The organism is Bacillus sp. FSL W8-0848 (genome assembly GCF_038007805.1).
Taxonomy (GTDB): domain Bacteria; phylum Bacillota; class Bacilli; order Bacillales; family Bacillaceae; genus Bacillus; species Bacillus glycinifermentans.
Genome location: NZ_JBBOYB010000001.1, coordinates 881845 through 900802, shown reverse-complemented (window position 1 = coordinate 900802; position 18958 = coordinate 881845). Strand labels below are relative to the sequence as shown.

Annotated in this window: 17 protein-coding genes and 1 pseudogene; 7 read left to right on the top strand and 11 right to left on the bottom strand. The window is 48.1% G+C overall.

Annotated elements, in window-relative coordinates:
• Positions 1 to 64 precede the first annotated feature (64 nt).
• From NSQ39_RS04665 to NSQ39_RS04655, 3 genes are read right to left on the bottom strand one after another with little or no spacing between them, the layout of a single operon-like run.
• Positions 65 to 889: a YihY/virulence factor BrkB family protein gene (locus NSQ39_RS04665; protein ID WP_046131031.1), complete on the bottom strand. Its 825-nt coding sequence runs from the start codon at positions 887 to 889 to the stop codon at positions 65 to 67.
• 8 nt (positions 890 to 897) lie between these two features.
• Complete coding sequence (locus NSQ39_RS04660; RefSeq protein WP_175076902.1) at positions 898 to 1236, bottom strand: hypothetical protein; 339 nt, start codon at positions 1234 to 1236, stop codon at positions 898 to 900.
• A 19-nt stretch (positions 1237 to 1255) separates the two neighbouring features.
• Positions 1256 to 1726 (bottom strand): low molecular weight protein-tyrosine-phosphatase, encoded by a 471-nt coding sequence (locus NSQ39_RS04655; RefSeq protein ID WP_175076903.1) that lies wholly within the window; start codon positions 1724 to 1726, stop codon positions 1256 to 1258.
• A 485-nt stretch (positions 1727 to 2211) separates the two neighbouring features.
• On the opposite strand from NSQ39_RS04655, the pseudogene NSQ39_RS04650 reads away from it, so the two are divergent.
• A pseudogene (locus NSQ39_RS04650) lies at positions 2212 to 2395 on the top strand (DUF1128 domain-containing protein).
• Between the two features lie 45 nt (positions 2396 to 2440).
• Here the strand turns inward: NSQ39_RS04650 and NSQ39_RS04645 are convergent.
• Positions 2441 to 2956: a type 1 glutamine amidotransferase domain-containing protein gene (locus NSQ39_RS04645; RefSeq protein WP_046131029.1), complete on the bottom strand. Its 516-nt coding sequence runs from the start codon at positions 2954 to 2956 to the stop codon at positions 2441 to 2443.
• Positions 2957 to 3184: 228 nt separating this feature from the next.
• On the opposite strand from NSQ39_RS04645, the gene NSQ39_RS04640 reads away from it, so the two are divergent.
• Positions 3185 to 7447, top strand: coding sequence for a bifunctional 2',3'-cyclic-nucleotide 2'-phosphodiesterase/3'-nucleotidase (locus NSQ39_RS04640; protein ID WP_175076904.1), 4263 nt, complete (start codon positions 3185 to 3187; stop codon positions 7445 to 7447).
• Positions 7448 to 7485: 38 nt separating this feature from the next.
• Here NSQ39_RS04640 and NSQ39_RS04635 read toward each other — a convergent pair whose 3' ends face one another.
• Positions 7486 to 8169, bottom strand: coding sequence for an NAD(P)H-dependent oxidoreductase (locus NSQ39_RS04635; RefSeq protein WP_046133037.1), 684 nt, complete (start codon positions 8167 to 8169; stop codon positions 7486 to 7488).
• Positions 8170 to 8298: 129 nt separating this feature from the next.
• Here NSQ39_RS04635 and NSQ39_RS04630 point away from each other — a divergent pair, with 129 nt between their 5' ends.
• Positions 8299 to 8658, top strand: coding sequence for a winged helix-turn-helix transcriptional regulator (locus tag NSQ39_RS04630; protein ID WP_373688017.1), 360 nt, complete (start codon positions 8299 to 8301; stop codon positions 8656 to 8658).
• On the opposite strand, the gene NSQ39_RS04625 is transcribed toward NSQ39_RS04630, so the two are convergent.
• Positions 8659 to 9570: an alpha/beta hydrolase gene (locus tag NSQ39_RS04625; RefSeq protein ID WP_175076906.1), complete on the bottom strand. Its 912-nt coding sequence runs from the start codon at positions 9568 to 9570 to the stop codon at positions 8659 to 8661.
• Between the two features lie 150 nt (positions 9571 to 9720).
• On the opposite strand from NSQ39_RS04625, the gene NSQ39_RS04620 reads away from it, so the two are divergent.
• Genes NSQ39_RS04620 through NSQ39_RS04610 form a run of 3 tightly spaced genes read left to right on the top strand, consistent with a single transcriptional unit; the run spans position 9721 to position 11058 of the window.
• A complete protein-coding gene (locus NSQ39_RS04620; protein ID WP_046133040.1) occupies positions 9721 to 10281 on the top strand; it encodes a TetR/AcrR family transcriptional regulator in 561 nt (186 codons plus the stop codon).
• 13 nt (positions 10282 to 10294) lie between these two features.
• Positions 10295 to 10624: a DMT family transporter gene (locus NSQ39_RS04615; protein WP_175076907.1), complete on the top strand. Its 330-nt coding sequence runs from the start codon at positions 10295 to 10297 to the stop codon at positions 10622 to 10624.
• 14 nt (positions 10625 to 10638) lie between these two features.
• Positions 10639 to 11058 carry a YvaD family protein gene (locus NSQ39_RS04610; protein WP_175076908.1) on the top strand — a complete coding sequence of 140 codons (420 nt, stop codon included), beginning with the start codon at positions 10639 to 10641 and terminating at the stop codon, positions 11056 to 11058.
• Here the strand turns inward: NSQ39_RS04610 and NSQ39_RS04605 are convergent.
• The 3 genes from NSQ39_RS04605 to NSQ39_RS04595 form a co-directional block, all read right to left on the bottom strand.
• Complete coding sequence (locus tag NSQ39_RS04605) at positions 10994 to 12319, bottom strand: nucleotide sugar dehydrogenase (protein ID WP_175076909.1); 1326 nt, start codon at positions 12317 to 12319, stop codon at positions 10994 to 10996. The genes NSQ39_RS04610 and NSQ39_RS04605 overlap by 65 nt on opposite strands.
• Positions 12320 to 12405: 86 nt before the next feature.
• Positions 12406 to 13470, bottom strand: coding sequence for a Gfo/Idh/MocA family protein (locus tag NSQ39_RS04600; protein ID WP_175076910.1), 1065 nt, complete (start codon positions 13468 to 13470; stop codon positions 12406 to 12408).
• The gene (locus NSQ39_RS04595; protein WP_175076911.1) at positions 13467 to 14576 is read right to left on the bottom strand and encodes a DegT/DnrJ/EryC1/StrS family aminotransferase; all 1110 of its coding nucleotides are present in this window, start codon (positions 14574 to 14576) and stop codon (positions 13467 to 13469) included. Before NSQ39_RS04595 ends, NSQ39_RS04600 begins: the two co-directional genes overlap by 4 nt.
• 152 nt (positions 14577 to 14728) lie before the next feature.
• Between NSQ39_RS04595 and NSQ39_RS04590 the strand changes: the two genes are divergently transcribed.
• Positions 14729 to 15916 carry a glycosyltransferase family 2 protein gene (locus NSQ39_RS04590; RefSeq protein ID WP_175076912.1) on the top strand — a complete coding sequence of 396 codons (1188 nt, stop codon included), beginning with the start codon at positions 14729 to 14731 and terminating at the stop codon, positions 15914 to 15916.
• 35 nt (positions 15917 to 15951) lie between these two features.
• On the opposite strand, the gene NSQ39_RS04585 is transcribed toward NSQ39_RS04590, so the two are convergent.
• Both NSQ39_RS04585 and NSQ39_RS04580 read right to left on the bottom strand, forming a co-directional pair.
• Positions 15952 to 17673 (bottom strand): glycosyltransferase, encoded by a 1722-nt coding sequence (locus NSQ39_RS04585; RefSeq protein ID WP_175076913.1) that lies wholly within the window; start codon positions 17671 to 17673, stop codon positions 15952 to 15954.
• A gap of 113 nt (positions 17674 to 17786) precedes the next feature.
• Positions 17787 to 18869 carry a glycosyltransferase gene (locus NSQ39_RS04580; RefSeq protein WP_175076917.1) on the bottom strand — a complete coding sequence of 361 codons (1083 nt, stop codon included), beginning with the start codon at positions 18867 to 18869 and terminating at the stop codon, positions 17787 to 17789.
• Between the last annotated feature and the right edge of the window lie 89 nt (positions 18870 to 18958).

Genomic DNA, 18958 nt, shown 5'->3' with positions numbered 1-18958 from the left:
CGCCTTTTTTCGTATGCTTTGTCAAGATGATCCCTCCGCTTTGAACTTTTTAAAAGGTTCCTTTTTAGGTTGCTCGTTTTGCCGGATTTTTTTCAGGAATGATTTTACGTTTATGCAAAAGGGCATTGATTTCGCCTCCTAAAATAATCATCATTCCGCTTAAATAAAACCAGACCATCAAAGCGATGATTCCGCCGAGGCTTCCGTAGGTGGCGCTGTAGTTTGCGAATTCGCTGACATAATAAGAAAATGCGACACTGACGATGATCCAGCCTGCGGTTGCCGCAATCGCGCCGGGAAGCACGAATGTAAATGACAGCCGTTTGTTCGGCGCAAAAAGGTACAAAGCCGTAAATACGATCAAAAGGACGAGCGGGCTGATTCCCCAGCGAATCGCTGACCAAGCCGCTAGAAACATGTGCGGCGTACCGTCGAGACCTGCGATAAAATGGCCGATGACTCTGCCGAATACCGGAAGCAGCAGGGCGATTAGGATCGTAAATACAAGCGCCGCAGTCAGGAAAAGCGAGGTCAGGCGAACCATAATAAAAGAGCGGGTTTCCTTTACTTCATAGGCATGGTTAAACGCCCTGACAATCGCGTTTACTCCGTTTGAAGCCGACCATACCGCCGCGATGATACCGAAGGAAAGGAGCCCCCTGTTTCCCGTTTTGAGGGTTTCTTCGATAATCGAAAGCGTATTCTCAGGGGCGTACTGCGCGATCAGGCCGATGACATCCGCGGTCTTGACGGGTACATACCTGATCAGCGTGAGCAAAAAGATCATGAACGGAAACAAGGACAAAAGGAAAAAATACGCAAGTTCTGCTGATTTGCTCGGCCCTTCATGCAGCAGAAAGCGCCATACCAGCTCTTTTACAAAGCTCACCACTTTTCTCACTCCAGACGATTGTCAGATTTTTTGGAGAAATGCTCCCTCGTTTCCTCGATTAATTCGATCACCTTAGGGGTGGTTTCCTTCAATTCCCTGATCTGTTGATTTAAAAAACTCAGGTCGTCTGTAACAGATGCCGACAGTTTTTTCGTTTCTTCAATCTTCTCTTTGATGCAGTCGGTTAACAGATTCGGATTGTTCCGGTAAAGTTTGACTTTGCTTTTGCAGGCCGACAATTTCGCACCGCAGGCTTCCCTTGTCGGTTTGTGCAAGAGTGACATGACCGCCCCGACCGAGGCGCCGAGGAGGATGTTTCTAAGAACGACGCGTTCACCTTTCATCAAAGATCTCTCCCTTTTTTTATAAATTGTGTTCTTTTTTGATTTCGTTGAGCAGTTGACGGCAGCCTTCCGCTACAAGCCCGTACACCTCATCAAAATTCCCCGTGTAGTAAGGATCTGGGACATCTTTCGTTTTGCTGTCATCGACAAAGTCAAGAAGCCGCCTGATCACGGGCTTTTCGGCGAAGCCCGCCATCCTTCTGATATTCCCTTCGTTTTCAGCATCCATCGCAATGATGTAATCAAACACTTCCAAGTCATTTGCCGTGAGCTGTCTCGCGTACAGCCCCTCACAGCTGATCCGCTTTTCCGCCAGCAACGCGCGCGTTCCTTCATGCGGCGGCTTGCCGACATGCCAGTTTCCGGTGCCGGCCGAATCGGCTTCTATATGTCGGCAAAGCCCGCTTTTGTTGAGCATGTCGTTGAATACCGCTTCCGCCATCGGCGACCGGCAAATGTTGCCGAGGCAGACGAATAACACCTTTATCATTTCTTTCCCCTCTTTTCTAAAAGAAAAACGTATTTGATTTTATACTAAAGTTTTTTCTTATTTTTTCAACTTTGGTCAGAATATCTGCCTCTGATCGAGGAGAAGTTTCGGCAGCCCGAAGATAAAATGTTTGGTTTTTATCGGAGCGGTTTTGGTCATAAAAGGGGAATATGTAACGGCGAGGCTCCTTCCGAATTCAAGCCTATCGGCAGCTATACTTTTGTGAATCTCCCGGCCATTGCCGGCTGGCACCGGCCACAGCCTTATTTTATGTCTTTTCCGGCCTTATCATTCTCGTCCAGGCCGTAGAAGACGGAGCGGCCGGGACCGATTGCGAATCTGATCAATCTCCCTGGCTTGCCGAAATCGCTTTACCTGACAATGGTCCTTTTCTTCTCAGGCATTTCTGTTACAATAAAGACTACGAAATCCGAGGGAAAGGAAGTGCCCGATTGTCTGATCAAAAAACAGCCGTGCTGAACAAAATGGTCGAAGAGATCTCGCAAAAATTAAACATGCTGAACATCAGCGTCATCAAAGCGGAGGACTTCAGCGATGAAAAGCTTGATGATCTTGAATATTTGCACAAAATGGTAATGAAAAAGAAATCCTTCAGCCCAAGCTGAAATGCAGGCGATCGCCGAAGAGCTCGCTGCACTGCGCAAATAGGCTCTCAGCAAAAAAAAGACCGGAATCACATCCGGTCTTTTTTGCTTAGCCGAGCAATTTCAATGCTTCACGCGTAAATGCCGGAATGTCGTCCGGCGTCCGGCTCGTGACAAGCTGGTCTTGGCACACGACAACTTCTTTGTCCTGAAATTTGGCTCCGGCGTTTTCCAAATCAACGCGAATCGATGTGTAGCCTGTCGCGCTTCTGCCGTCAAGCGCCTTGGCCGTGATCAAAAGCTGCGGTCCGTGGCAGATCGCAAATACCGGCTTTTTCTCATCCATAAAGGCTTTTGCAAATGATACAAACCGTCCATCCGCTCTTAAAATATCAGGAGAAAATCCGCCCGGAATCAATAAGGCGTCAAAATCGGCGGGACTGACTTCGTCTATCGATGCGTCTGTCTCAACTTCTGCCTGTCCCTGCTTTCCTTTCACCGTTTTGCCTTTTTCTTTTTCGATGACCGTCAGCTCATGTCCGGCATCTTTGAACGATTTGGCAGGTTCGGCATACTCGGAATCCTCAAAGTAGTCTGTCAGCAGGACTGCAATTTTTTTGCCCATTTACGTTCACTCCCAACATCTTTTGTCTACATAAATCCTTTTACCCCTGCCACACTAAATAAAACATCCGGCGGCCGGATCCTCCGAAATACCCAAAAGGATTGTCAGACAGACGAAGACTTTAGAATCAATTTCAGACTGTTTACAATATTCGAAACGAAATATCTACAAAACTTTACAAAAAGTTCTTACAATAGAGGGTGTTACTTTAATCTGAAAGGTGGAGAAATGGTGGGAATACAGAATAGACGGTTTTCAGTTCTCCGTATTCTGCTTACCTCAGCGATGATACTTAGCTTACTCTTTCCAAACACCCAGACCCATGCGGAAGAACATCCCCTTGTCAATCTCAGCATATTGGGCACGACGGATATTCACGCACATATGATGAATTATGATTACTATGCCGACAAAGAGACGGCGGAATTCGGGCTGTCCCGGACGGCGCAGCTCATCGAAAAATACCGCAGCCGAAATCCTAACACGCTTCTCGTCGACAACGGCGACCTGATTCAAGGAAACCCTCTTGGAGAATATGTCTTCAAACATGAACGCGAACCGATCATCTCCGGCTCGAAAACACACCCGATCATTGATGTCATGAACAAGCTGAAATATGACGCAGGTACGCTCGGAAACCACGAATTCAACTACGGGCTTGAATTTTTGGACGGAACCCTCAAAGGTGCACAATTTCCCATCGTCAACGCCAATATCAAAACGATGGACGGGCAAAACAAATACAAGCCGTTTCACATAGAAGAGCGGACATTCACCGATGAAAGCGGGCAAAAGCAGCAGCTGAAAGTAGGCTACACAGGATTTGTCCCGCCTCAGATTTTAACATGGGATAAAAAGCACCTGGACGGCAAAATCAAGGTGCAGGACATTGCCGAATCAGCAAAAGAAACGATTCCGAAAATGAAAGCGGAAGGCGCCGACGTGATCATCGCGATCGCTCACACCGGCATCGAAACTGAAGAACAGCCGGCAGGAGCGGAAAATGCCGTGCTTGACCTTGCTTTGAAAGCTGACGGAATCGACGCGATCATCTCAGGCCACCAGCACGGCCTGTTCCCCGGCCCCGATTATGCCGGAAATGCGAAAATTGATATTCAAAAAGGCACAATTAACGGGATTCCTGTCGTAATGCCGAAAAACTGGGGGAGCCATTTAGGCATTATCGATATGCAGCTTGAAAAAATCGGCGGAAAATGGATGGTCAAGGATGCAAGCGCGAAAACGGAAGCCGTTTCCGGAAACGTAGCCTCGCAAAACGAAACGGTGGTGTCAGCCATTCAGGATACCCATGAGAAAACGCTGGACTACGTCCGCAAACCCGTCGGCAAAACGGAAACGGATATTAACAGCTTTTTCTCCCAAGTAAAGGACGATCCGTCCATCCAGATCGTCACTGACGCGCAAAAGTGGTATGCCGAGGACGTCATGAAAGATACGGAATACAAGGACCTGCCGATCTTGTCGGCCGGCGCTCCGTTTAAAGCGGGAGGCCGCAACGGCGCTGATTACTATACGAACATAAAAGCCGGCGATCTCGCCATTAAAAACATCGGCGACCTGTACTTGTACGACAATACGCTGTATATCGTCAAACTGACCGGAAAAGAGGTCAAAGACTGGATCGAGATGTCCGCGGGGCAGTTCAACCAAATCGATCCATCTAAAACGGGGGAACAGTCGCTCCTTAATCCGGACTTCAGATCATACAATTTCGATGTGATTGACGGTGTGACGTATCAGATCGATGTCACACAGCCGGCGAAATACAGCACTACAGGCGGGCTGAAACATCCGGAGGCCAGCCGCGTCAAAAACCTCGCCTATAACGGAAAGCCCGTCAAGGACGATCAGGAATTTCTCGTTGTCACCAACAACTACCGCGCTTCCGGCGGAGGCGGATTCCCTCACTTGACACAGGACAAAGTCGTGTACGCCGCTGCTGACGAAAACCGGCAGGTGCTGATGAATTACATTATAGAAAAAGGAACGATCAATCCGGCCGCGGACAACAACTGGTCGATAGCGCCGATTAAAGGAGCAAACGTGACGTTTGAATCTTCCCTTCTTGCGAAGCCTTTTGCCGAGAAAGCAAAAGACATCGGTTTCGTCAGAGAATCCGAAAACAGCGGATACGGCGTATACAAGCTGAATTTTGACGGAGATGGATCAGAGCCGCCGAAAGATGATCAAAACTGGACGTTAACGGTGATGCATACGAATGATACGCACGCACACCTCGACAATGCGGCAAGGCGCGCAGCAAAGGTAAAAGAAGTCCGCTCGCAAACACAAAACAATATTCTGCTTGATGCCGGCGATGTGTTTTCCGGAGATCTTTATTTTACAAAATGGAACGGCCTCGCCGATCTGAAGCTGATGAACATGATGGGCTATGACGCGATGACGTTCGGCAACCATGAATTTGACAAAGGACCGGGCGTGCTGGCCGATTTTCTCGGCGGAAACGGCGCCGCAGTTGATCCGGGGAACAAACATAAATTCGAGGCGCCTGCATTTCCGATCGTCAGTTCTAATGTCGATGTCTCAAAAGAGCCGAAGCTGAACCGATTCGCGCAAAAACCGGCGGTCTTAAAGGCCGGCGAACCTAAAGAAACGGGAATCTATCCGTACATTCTCCTTGATGTGAACGGCGAAAAGGTAGCCGTTTTCGGACTGACGACTGAGGATACGTCATATACGTCAAGTCCCGGGGCAAACATCGCCTTCAATGACGCGTATCAAACCGCAGAAAAAACCGTCAAGGACATCAAGGAGAAAGAAAAGGTCAACAAAATCATCGCCCTCACCCATATCGGCTATAGCCGCGACTTGGAGCTGGCGAAAAAAGTGCAGGGAATCGATTTGATCATCGGCGGACACACGCATACGCTCGTCGACCGGTTGGAAGTCGTTCCGAATCAGGAGCCGACAATCGTCGCCCAGGCAAAAGACTACGGACAGTTTTTAGGGAGAGTCGATGTCGCCTTTGATGAGGACGGAATCGTTCAAACGGGCAAATCGGGCTCCAGGTTGATCGCAATCGATGAAAATACGGCCGAGGATAAAGATGCCAAAGGTATACTTGACGGTTTTAAAAATGAAATTGAAGACTTAAAAACCGAAGTCGTCGGCATTGCCGATGTTCCCCTGGACGGAACCCGCGAGCATGTCAGGTCAAAGGAAACCAACCTCGGGAACTTCATTGCAGACGGTATGCTTAGAAAGGCCAAACAAGCCGGCGGCGCTGACATTGCGATTACAAACGGCGGCGGAATCAGAAGCGGAATCGACAAAGGCCCCGTCACTCTCGGCGAGGTTCTTACCGTGATGCCGTTCGGAAATACGCTTTATGCCGCCGATTTGACCGGAGCACAGATCAAAGAAGCGCTTGAGCACGGCGTCAGCCAGGTGGAAGAAGGCGGCGGCGCGTTTCCTCATGTGGCCGGTTTAACGTATACTTTTACATTGAATAAACCGAAAGGGGAACGAATTTTAGACGTGAACCTTGCCGATGAAAAAGGCAAGTCCAGGCCGCTTAACCTAAAGAAAACATACCGTGTCGCCACAAACAACTTTATGGGCGGAGGCGGTGACGGTTACTCTGTCTTTAAACAGGCGAAAAATGGAGTGGATCTCGGATTTACCGACTATGAGACCTTTACGGAACAGCTTAAATTATCCGCTTCGGTCTCACCGAGCATCGAAGACAGAATCACGGAGGTTTTCCTGCCGGATAAGCAGGCAACCGGCATATGGACGCTGAAGGAAAAGCCGTTTCAAACATACGCGCAAAACGCCAACAAGGCGATCGTCTATTTCCCTGATACAGAGCGGGAAGACATTAAGCTGAACATGTCAAAAGCGCAAACCAATCTCATCAAAGAAAGAACAAACGATCCAAACATTACGCTGAAAAACAATAAAATCGCCATGGCGCTTCCGGCCGCAAATCTGAAAAAGGAAGAGACGGAGATCGGCATCAAAATCGGGAAGGACATCAAACAGGCGGTTACGAAAGTGTACGATTTCAGCATCCGCCAAAAAGGAAAAGCCGTCAGCTCATTCAAAAAGCCGGTCGGACTGTTTTTCCAAGTCGATAAGCCTGACAAACAAGCAGGCGTCTATCACGTCGACCGGAAGCATAACCGCTTCACAAAAGTGAAAAACGGCTACACGAAAGACCAAACAGTCGCCGGATATGTGAATCATTTCAGCGAATATACCGTCTTAAACGCACGCAATGCCGGGACGCCTTCAGCTCCGCCCGCAAGCGGAGACGCTCCCGCCGGCGGGAGCTCCGGAAACGGCACAGACGGTGTAAACGGCGGACAAGACCCGGCTGATCAGGCAAACGGATCATTGCCTGATACGGCCTCTACTATCTACAATTGGCTCATGTTCGGCCTTTTGCTGCTCGCATCCGGAAGCGGTCTCTACCTTTACCACCGGAAAAAAATCAATCAAATGTAAATATAAAAAAGCCGATTCTGCGGAGAATCGGCTTTTTTTTAGTTGACCCATTTCACGACTTGATCAAGCTCCTGCCTTGTTTTCGGACGAGGCTCTTTAACGCGGTATCCGAACGCGGCCATTACCGAAATGTCAAACCGCCCTTCCTCAAGCAGGCCTTCTTTTTCAAGGATGTCATGAACCTTGTCATAATTGAAGCCTTCAATCGGGCAGGAATCGATGCCGATCAAAGCGGCTGCCGTCATCATATTGGCAAGCGCGATGTACGTTTGTTTGGAGACCCAGTCAAACATCGCCCTGTCGCTTTCGAACAAGTGAAAATCGCCGTCCTGGAAGCTCTTGATCACGCCGTCTTCTTTTACCATGTTTTCGATGATGTCATCCGGCATTTTCTTCACATGCTTTAATTGATGTGCGATATAGTCGGAGTCATATCTCATTTCCTTAGCCGTGCGGCCGAGCAGCAGCACGAAATGGCTGGCGGTCGGGAGCTGTCCCTGTGCCCCCCATGAGACTTGACGGAGCTTTTCGCGCAGCTCTTTGTTTTGAACGACGACAAATTTCCACGGCTCCAGTCCTACTGAGCTTGGCGACAGTCGGCCGGCCTCCAGAATAAGCTGAAAATCTTCATCTGAAATCTTTTTGTCCGGGTCGAATTCTTTTGTGGCATGTCTGAATCGAAATGCTTCAAGAATCTCCTGTTTCTTTGATTGATCTGCCATGATTTGCTTCTCTCCTTTACTAAAAAGTGTATTCCTTTCTCAATTACATTCTAATTATTATAATAAAAGTTAAAAAGTACGCACATTTTTGTTGGATAGTATCATTTTTTATACTAAGGAGAGATGAAGATGGCAGACTGTAAAGGACCGGCCGGATATTCATGCCCGGTTGAAGCGACGATTGACATTATCGGCGGCAAATGGAAAAGCGTGATCCTGTTTCATTTAATAGACGGGAAAAAGCGGTTTAACGAGCTGCGCCGCTTAATCCCGAAAGTGACGCAAAGAATGCTGACCCTGCAGCTTCGCGAGCTGGAGCGCGACGGCATCGTTCACCGCGAAATTTATAAGCAGGTTCCTCCAAAAGTCGAATACCGTTTAACCGAATTCGGCCAGACGTTAATTCCGATCATCAACCAAATGATGAGCTGGGGAGTGTCGCATGCCGATAAAATAGAAGAAGCCCGCAAATCGGCGGCTGCCGAGTAACTAGTTGACCGTTTCAACCTGCAGTAAAAAGTCTTGAACCTTCCGGATATACTCTTCGGGGTTTTGGCGAAATCCTCCGACGTGTCCCGCTCCTTCGATCAAATACAGCTTCTTGATTCCCGTTTTCCGCTCGTACAGGCTTTCGGCCATTTGCGGCGGGACGAGCTGATCATTTTTGCCGTGGATAATGAACAGCGGCGTATCCGTCTCTTCAAGATCACGGACCGGGGAAATGTCGGCAAGGCTCCAGCCGTGACGCCGTTTAATCAGCCTGCTCGTCAGCGGAATGAGAAACGGTACAACCAGCTTGACGGCACCTTTCAGCTGGTAGCGGCAAAGCTCTGTTAAATCGCTGAAACACGAATCCGCGATGCAAAATCGAATCCTCTCATCCTGTTTCATCAATTCAACGGCGGCCGCCGCTCCGAGCGATTCGCCGAGCATACCGACAAAGACGCTTTTGCCGAGCTTGTTTTCAAGCTCATCTGCCCACATCGCCAAATCGTTCTTTTCATAATATCCGTAGGAAACATGCGAACCGCCGCTTAATCCGTGGCATCTGCTGTCGCAAAGCAGCACATGATAGCCGAGCGACTGGAACAGCTCAACATATTTATAGCCCCCAAACAGCGACCATTTAATGCCATGGGCGATGATCACGGCTTTCCGGCTGTCCGGAGCCGGGAAATACATCGCATGAAGCCGGCAGCCGTCCTCAGCAGTCAAAAAAAGCTCCTCTTTGTCGTGCGACCGATACACATCGTCAATAATCTCCCCATTCCTGACCCCGCTGAAAAATGTTTCTTCATAGCTGCTCCTGTTTGGCATCACAAACAAATAGCTGACAATGAGACTGACGGCAAAAATGCTGATCCCCAGCCCCAAGACGATCAACGATACTCCGATCCACACGGCCCTCACCCTTTAAGCACTGTTTTACCACATTGTATTCTGAATTGACCTGGGCGTGAGTGAGAAGAATTTTACATTTGTCCAATTCCGGATTACAATACCTTTGGTACTAAAATGTTTTTATCGGTACCAGAAAGGGGACAAACAGGAATGAAAGAACGAATGCTGAAAGAAACAATTCATCTCATTAGGCAAAAAGGATTTACCTTTACGATGAACGATTTAGCAAAACAGCTGGCCGTCAGCAAACGCACGATTTATGAATGCTTCGCATCAAAAGACGACCTTGTAGCCGAAGTCATCGATCATGTCGTCTCACAGATTAAAGAAAAAGAGCAAGCCATCGCAGCTAATGAACAGCTTGGCACGATAGAAAAAATTGAACAAATTTTGATTGCCGTTCCAGCCGATTTTGAATTCATGGATATTCGCCTATTGGCGGAATTGAAAAAATATCACTATGACCAATGGCTGAAGCTCGATTCGTTCTTAAAAGACGATTGGGCCGTTGTAGAAGATCTGTTCAACCAGGGAATGGCGCAAGGAATCATCAAAGAGATCGATTTGCCGTTATTCATTCACATGTATACAGGGAGCCTGAATCAGATTTATGATCCCGCTTCTTCTTTGAAAAACCGCTTTACGATGGGAGAGATGCTGAAGTCCGCCGTCGATATTTTGATACACGGGATCAGCACAAAACAAGATTAGAGGAGGAATCGATGTGCACTGGCTTTATTTATGTTTAGCGGTATTGTTTGAAACGGCGGGAACGGTCAGCATGAAGCTGTCGAACGGCTTTTCAAAGGTTGTTCCGAGCGTTCTACTGCTTGCGTTTTACGGTGCGAGCCTGGCGTTTTTGACGCTCACCCTGAAAACGATGGACGTTTCCGTTGCTTATGCCGTTTGGTCCGGGGTCGGAATCGTCTTGATTTCGCTGATCGGTTTTCTTTTTTTGGGTGAAAGCGTCAGTATCGTGAAAGCCGTTTCTATCATTCTGATTATCACCGGAGTCGTCGCATTGAATATAACAGAGCACCGGTCAATCAATTGAACCAGGAGGAAACCGTGAAATATTTGAAACCGTTTTTGCTTGTTACAGATATCGGCTTTATTTTATATTGGTTCGTTACGTTTTTTCACCTCATTCCGGAAAGCGCGGCATTTAAGAATTATGACGATCCGGTCGTCATCGCTTGGAACTGGTCGTTTTTGCCGCTGGATCTTTTAATTTCGATCAGCGGACTCTCCAGCTTATATTTGCATAAAAAAAAGCGGCCGTTATGGAAAAGCGCCGCCCTGGTATCCCTTGTTCTAACGTTCTGTTCCGGCCTGCAAGCGATCGCCTTTTGGCTGTTCAGCGGGGATTTCGATCCGTTCTGGTGGTCGTTCAACCTGTTTCTCATGATATATCCGTTATATTTCATCCGCTTTCTGCTGACTGATGATACGGCTGTGAAAGACCGTTTCCGAGCTGAACGACTTTAGCGTTTCCTGAGCTGTCTGTTAAAATTCCCCTCGTATCAAAGATGACTTTTGCGTGTTGTAAGAGGAGTTCTTTCGGCAGTTCGGCGTGGTCCGTCAAAATGACGATACAGTCGTACTCCTTCAGCGTTTCGGAATTAATTGGTTGACTGAAAAACGCCTTTCCGCCGATTCGAAGCTCTGGAAAATGCGGATCGTGATAGGAAACCTCCGCCCCCATCCCGACGAGCTTCTCGATGATGTCGAGCGATTTTGATTCGCGCACGTCCGCGACATTTCGTTTATAGGTGACGCCGTAGATGAGAATGTTCGCTTCTGTTGTGTTTTCTTTTTGCGCCAATTGCAGCGAGCGTTCGGCAATATAGCGGACGATCCTTTCGTTCATCTCTTCCGAAAGCCGAATGAAGTCGCTTGAGATGCCTTTTTTTCCGATGATAAATTGCAAATATAAAGGGTCGACCGGAATGCAGTGGCCGCCGATTCCCGGACCCGGATAAAACGCAGCAAATCCGTACGGCTTCGTGCTCGCCGCCCTTATGACTTCCCATACGTCAACACCTAGCTTGTCGCAGATCATCGCAAATTCGTTAATAAATGAAATATTGATGAACCGGTACGTGTTTTCGAGCAGCTTTGTCAGCTCGGCCGTTTCAGGAGATGTGACCGGAACGACTTCCTGATAGATGCTGCTGTATAACTGATAGACTTGATCCCGGCAGGCGTCCGACGCTCCCCCGACAACTTTCGGAACGACTTCGATCGGAAACTTGTTGCCGGGATCGACGCGTTCCGGGGAATAGGCAAGATAAAAATCTTTCCCGCACGCCAGGCCGCTTTTTTCCAAAATCGGTTTGACGAGATCTTTCGTCGTGCCCGGGTATGTCGAGCTTTCCAAGACAACAAGCTGGCCTTTTTGCAGGTGCTCCCTGATCGATTCCGCCGCTTTTGTCACGTAGTCCAGGTTCGGAGCCGATTCATCGTCCAAAGGCGTCGGCACGCATATAATCACCGCCTCGGCTTTTTTGATCAGCCCGTAGTCAGCGGCAGGCCGAAAAAAGCCGCTCGTAATGGCGCTCTTGATCGTTTCTCCTTTTATATCAGAAATATAGCTGTTCCCGGCTTTCAAAGATTTGATTTTCGTTTCGTCCAAATCGATGCCAATGACAGAAAACCCTTTTGATATCAGCAGCATAGACAAGGGCAGACCGACAAACCCCAGGCCTATGACAGCTATCGTCCGGTGTTGCTGTTCTTGATTATTCATGTATTTAATCGCCCCTTCATACATTCCTTTAATAAAATATGTTTTATCTCTTTTTTTGAAAGGGACGGTTTACCGATTTGCGACACCTATTTCTTTCTCATGTCAGCCGTTTGAAATGATGGAAGGGGGAGATGCACCACTTCCTTTGTCAGTGCGGATTGATAGATTCCGAATATCGTGTCCAGCGCTTTTTTTCCTTCGCTGCCGTCAATCAAGAGCGGTTCGTCCGCTCGGATGGAACGGATGAAGTTGTCGTACATCGCCTCCTGTTCACCCCGGAGATCAATCAGCTTTTCCGCTTCTTCCCTGTCCGTCTCTTTCCCTGCAATATACCAGCGGCTGATCCGGTTTAATGACGGGCCTTCCAACGAAATCGAACCCTTTTCCCCGAAAATGGACAGCGAGCTTCCCAGATTGTTCGGCTGTGTGATGATGTTGGCTTCTATGACGCCTTTTGCCTGATTGGCAAACGTCAGGATGCCGAGTGCTACGTCTTCCGTTTCTTTCCCTGGCGAAGCAGTCAGGATATCGCCGTATGCGCTTGTCACGTCTCCTAAAAACCATTGCAGAAGGTCGACCAGATGGATCCCCTGATTGATGAGCATCCCCCCGTCTTTTTCCCAATTCCCGCGCCATGAAGCCGCTGCGTAGTAGGCCGGAGACCGGTTGAGCCGAAGCGCCGCAGTACCTAAGTACAGCTCCCCTAATTTTCCCTCTTCGATCGTTTCTTTAATTTTTTTCATGATCGGCCGATGACGCATTTGATGGCAGACCATGAGCTTACGTTTTTTCTCTTTCGCCAGCCGGATGAGCTCATCGGCCTTCTCGAGCGACAGTGTCATCGGTTTTTCGAGAATGACATGTTTTTCGGCTAGCAGGGACCGTTTCGCCATTTCTGCATGAAGACCCGAAACAGCCGCAACGATTACCGCATCGATCGACGGATCTGCCAGCATGTCGGGATATTCCCGATAGCGGGCGACCTCAGGCTTTAAGCTTCTCAATGACTGGTAGTAGTCAGCTGCTTCGTCCATACGCTCTTCGGTTACATCGCTGACCGCTGCAAGCTCTGCTTCAGGGCGCCTGCTTAAGGTGAACAGGTGTTTTTTTGATATATAGCCGCAGCCGATCAGTCCAAATCGAACCGTCACGTCTTCCCTCCTCCTTTTGCAAGCAGCACGGAGATGACCTGATCCTGTTCATCGCTTGTAAGGAAAGGGTCCATCGGAATCGCAAAAAGCGTGTCAGACAATGATTCGGCCACCGGGAAATCTCCTTTTTTGTATTGCAATGAAGAGTAGACGTCCTGAAGATGAAGACAGCACGGATAGTATATGCCTGAGTGGATTTGCCGGTTTTCAAGCGCCTGCATGATCTCTTCACGGTTTTCTGCTCCGATGCAGAAGAGGTGGTAGATGTGGGAGCGGTCTTCTTTTTCTGTCGGCAGCGTCACGTGTGATGCCTCTTTCAATGCCTCACGGTACTTGCCGGCGACCTTTCTTCTTTGTTCATTCCAGCCGTCGATTTTTTCAAGCAGAATGAGCAAGGCGGCCGCGTGCAGTTCATCAAGCCGGCTGTTAAAACCGATTTTGTCGTGAAAGTATTTTTTGCTTGTACCATGCGTTCTGAGCGTCCTTACACGTTCGGCCGCTTCAGGATCAGACATCGTTACCATTCCCCCGTCGCCCAGCGTGCCTAAATTTTTCGTCGGAAAAAATGAGAAGCAGGCCGCATCCCCGAGGCTGCCTGCGGGACGGCCTTTGTATTCCGCGCCGAATGCCTGGCAGGCGTCTTCAATCACAATCAGCCTGTGCTTTTTGGCGATCGCATTGATCTCGTCCATATCAGCCGGCTGGCCGAAAATATGAACGGGAATGATCGCTTTTGTAGCCGGTGTGATGTTTTCTTCTATTTTTGCCGGATCAAGATTGTATGTGCCGCGGTCGACGTCTGCAAACACGGGGGTCGCCCCGACCCTTGAGACGGCTTCTGCGGTAGCGAAAAAGGTGAACGGCGTTGTGATCACTTCATCCCCTTTTCCGATGCCAAACGCTTTCAGCGTCAGCACTAAAGCATCCGTTCCGTTGGCCACCGCCACGGCATCCCGCACGCTGAGCTTTTCGGCCGTTTTATTCTCCAGCTCTTTGACTTTCGGCCCCAATATATACTGCCCGCTGTCCAATACCTGCTCAAACTCTTTTAACATATCTTGTTTTACCGTTTGAAACTGCCGTTTCAAATTGATTAACGGGATCATCCCGATTCCTCCTTCAAGAGAAAGTTCCCAATAATTTATGTGTGACGTTCCGAACTTGTCACGGCTGTAGCGGCGAAAAACCTATATCAGCAACATGAAGAAAAACATAATCTATCAAGAAGGTGAAAATTTGAAGTTAAAGAGGGATGCAAATGAGGGATGTCGGAATTGTCATGCCCGTGTATAAACAGAATCATGACTATTTGAAACTTGCGCTGAAATCGGTGCTTGAGCAAAGCTTTACAAACTATTATTTTGCCGTCGTATCTGACGGAGCACCGAGTGATCATATCGAGATCATCAAACGCGAAACCGAAGGAGACGAGAGGGTTCATCTGATTGAAAAAGAGAAAAATGAAGGGATCGCAAAAGCTTTAAATACGGGTTTCAACTATTTGCAGAAGTTTGAATCGATTCGTTACTTAACATGGGTGTCCAGCGATAATGTGTATGATCCCGAATTTATCGAAAAGCATCGGAACGCGCCGGAAAACGTCGGCTTATCCTACAGCAATTTTCACCATATCGACCACAAAGGCACCGTCCTAAGAGAGCAATTTTCCAATTATCAGGGGCAGCCGAAGGAAACGCTTCTCGATATTTGCTTTATCGGCGCCTCTTTTATGTATAAGTCAAAAGCGGCGGCAAAGACGGGCGGATATCAGCTGTGGCCTGTCGAAGATTATGAGTATTGGCTGCGGCTGACCGAACATTGCGATATTGTGTACATTCCGGAGGTGTTAGCGGCGTACCGGGTCGATTCCCCATTGAGCGTATCGGCGCAGCTGAGGCACTCAAAGGAGCAGCATCGCAGATTTCGCCATGCGCTAAACCTCGCAAAGCTTGAAGCCAGAAAGCGGCGGAACATTCCGTGTGAGCTGACGGTCATCTATCCGGTTTCTGACGGATCTCTGCAAACGGTCGATCAACTGGAGCGGCTCCTTGAACAGACGTTCAGCAATTATCAGATTACGGCGCTTGACACAACGCCTGATCAATCGGCGTCCGAAGCGCTCAAAGCAATTGAAGATCCGCGGCTGACCTTTCTCCATCTGCCGGGTGCCTCTGAAGACACCGCTATTTTAACCGGAATCCAAAATGCCGATGCACCCCTCTCCATGCTTTACGGAAAAGGCGCTTTTCCTTCGAATCACGTGATGCTGAATCGTTTGTTTCATTATTATCTCCAATACAAAGCAAAGGGCGCCGAAGCAAAGCATATCGTCTTTTTTGTCAATGACAACGGGCACATCAGCCATCGCGCCGTCATCCCGGAAAACGAACCGGCATTCGGCCAGATATACCATACGGAAACGCTTGCCGACATTTTAAAGAAATGACAAATATCCCTCTGGATTCAGAGGGATATTGACTTTCACCCTTTTTTGAGTTTTTTTATCATGCGTAAGAATTCTTCTGCGTACTTGTCCGGAGAAAAATTCGTTTCAATGTGTTTGACGGCATTTTGTCTGATTACTTCTCTTAAAGCTAGATTATCCATCAATTCTTTCCCTTCTTTGACTGCTTCTTCAATGCTGCCTGACCGATAGAATTTCCCCGTCACGTTGTGGTCGATGAAATTGCGCACGCCGTCCGAGTCCGAAGAAAGGACGGGGCACCTGCAAACCATAGCTTCAAGAACCGCATACCGGAACCCTTCCACTTTTGATGTAGAGCACAAAAAGCCGCCGGAATCGCCGATGATGGAGAGGTATTCCGCCATTTTACGATGGGGCTGATTGGCGAAAATCTCCACATTCCGGCTGATTTTCAGTTCTTTGAGTTTTTGTTCAAAGGCGTTTCTCTCCGTTGCTCTCGACAAGGTACTGTCTTCGAACATCCATAGCTTGACTTCAGGATTTTCCTTGATAAATTCCGCTCCGATCAACAAAAACTCCCGCCAGTTTTTATTATCTTCAAGCCTCCCAACCCAGCCGATCACCGGATTTTTTTCTAAAGGATGGACTTGATAGTGAAATTCTTTCGTATGAAAACAATTTTGCAAACAGAACTTTTTCTTAGCAGGAAAATACGTGTTGACCGCTTTGACGAGGTGCGGCGTCGGCGGGTGCAGCATGGCGTCACAATCCTTCTGAACCACAGAATAAGCGAAATGTTTAATATATTGGTCAATGTATTCCTTGTTGATTCCCGCCCCTTGAATTTCATAAATCAGAATCCCTTGATATCCGAGATTGCGCAGCCTTTTCGCCAGCCGAACATCCGAGCTGACGACGATCGCGTCATATTTACCCTCATAAATGATCTGTTTGATTTCTTCGTCACTGTCCGTGACAAAGATTGACGTATCGAGCTCATTTTGCAGACCGATCCCGTCTGCTGTGTATAAAAAATGGCAGTTAACCTTATGCTTAGCCAGTCCGTAGCAGCGCTGCCTGTTTAGCGTTTCAATCCCTCCGCTCGGTACGATGTACGCAAATAAGATGTTGATCGGCGTCTCTGACATCTGCCATTTCGCTTTCGCAATCGTTCCGTGAAGATGATTGACCGAATCTCTGACCGTGTCCCCAGCTCCTTCGTCTAATTTCCAATACCTGAAAAGGCCTGATTCATCTCCGCGAAGTTCCTGATTGATGTGCCGTTTAAGCTCCGCTTGTGTTTTTGCTGCCTTCCACACTCTTATTTCTTTCAGGCCTCCCTCATAAAAGCCGCCCGTCTTCATTCCCCCGAACACGCCGGACGGAACCGCCGCATCGCTTCTGCTGACCGTACCCTTTGCGGCAAACGCCCCATTGATGTAAATGGACGGGACTTTATTATCATATACAACGGCGATGTGCGTCCAATCATAGAGCGACGCGGCACAATGCAAAACAGCGGCCAGATCGTCCGCTGTATGCTCATATATGACAACGCCGTCCGTTCCAACGGCCACACCCACACCGGCCCGCGAATCATCGCCGTCCCCATAGGCTCCGGAAATCGGCGTAACTGCGAACCGGAAGTTGTGTAAAGCCGCTGCCGCAGGCTTTGCCCAAAACTCGATCGTGAACGTATTTTCCAATGCCGTCAATAACGGTTCATCCGTTATCATCCTGGTGCAGCCGTCAAATGAAAGGTAAGTTTCGCGCAGCATAGATCCCTCCTTCGTTACTCAGCTTGATTTGGAATAATTTATGACCTCGCACTGCAAATTGCCACCCGCCTCAAAAAAGAAAGCCTACTTTTCAAAAGTAAGCTTTTCCCTGATTATTTTTTTATGCCTAATTTTCCTTCAAGCAACTGCTTATTATGAAGGACGGACTTATCCTCCGGACGATATTTTCTGGCCTCTTCATTGTGTTCATACGATTTCTCAAAATCTCCCAAATTGTAATAACACACACACATTTGCAGATGCGGATACCATGTGTAATACGCCGGATAGCTGAAGCTCCATTTATTTGAGTCTGGAACCTGCTTTGTCGCCTGATCATACCAATAAATCGCCGCCTGATATTCCCGCCTGCGCTGAAAGTTGTAGCCGATTCTGCTGCATGTCTCCGCGCGCGGCGTTTTCGAAAATTCAAACGACTGGAACAGCGATCGGAGCTCATTTTCCATATCCCCGAGATAGCGGTAGCAGTCCGCTTTATTGATGCAGGCGTATACTTTGTCCTCAATCCATCCTTCTTTCATTTCAATATTTTTATTATAGCTTTCGATCGCCTTCTCATAATGCCCGTTCTCTCTCAATTCGTTTCCGTAGTAAAAATGGTCTCTCGGAGAAAACGCATCGCCGCGGTCAATTTTCTTTTGATAAATATTGAGATTCCGCCCGACGGAATGGCGGATTTTTTTATGCGTCACCGAAATATCGGCATTGATGATATTGCCGTAAACCTCCAGGTACTGGTGGCAGTCGCCTCTCCATTGAAAATTTTTCTCGCGTTTGACCAGGCGGTTGCGCCGGTATCGTAACGTGACGTTTCCGAATTCGTCCGTTCCGGCGTCATAATACATCGAGACCGAATCAACGGACGGATCGAGCGTCTCTTTTAATTCTTTTAATTTCTTGCGGTCTTTCTCAAGCAGGACATCATCTGCATCAAGATATAGAATGTAGTCTTTCGTGGCATGCTTAAACGATTCATTCCTTGCGGCTGCAAAATCGCCGATCCACTCAAAGAAAAAGACGCGGTCTGTGTATTGTTTCGCAATCTCCACCGTTTTATCGGTCGATCCCGTATCGACGATATTGATTTCGTCTACGATGTCTTTTACGGTATCAAGACATCTTGCCAATACTTCTTCTTCATTTTTAACAATCATACAAAGGCTGATTGTGATCAAACCGTTCACTTCCTTCATCTTTATTTTCACTTCAATAGATTATGAGAGCATTATGCTTCTTGTTTGTGTCCTTATCATGAATCAATGGA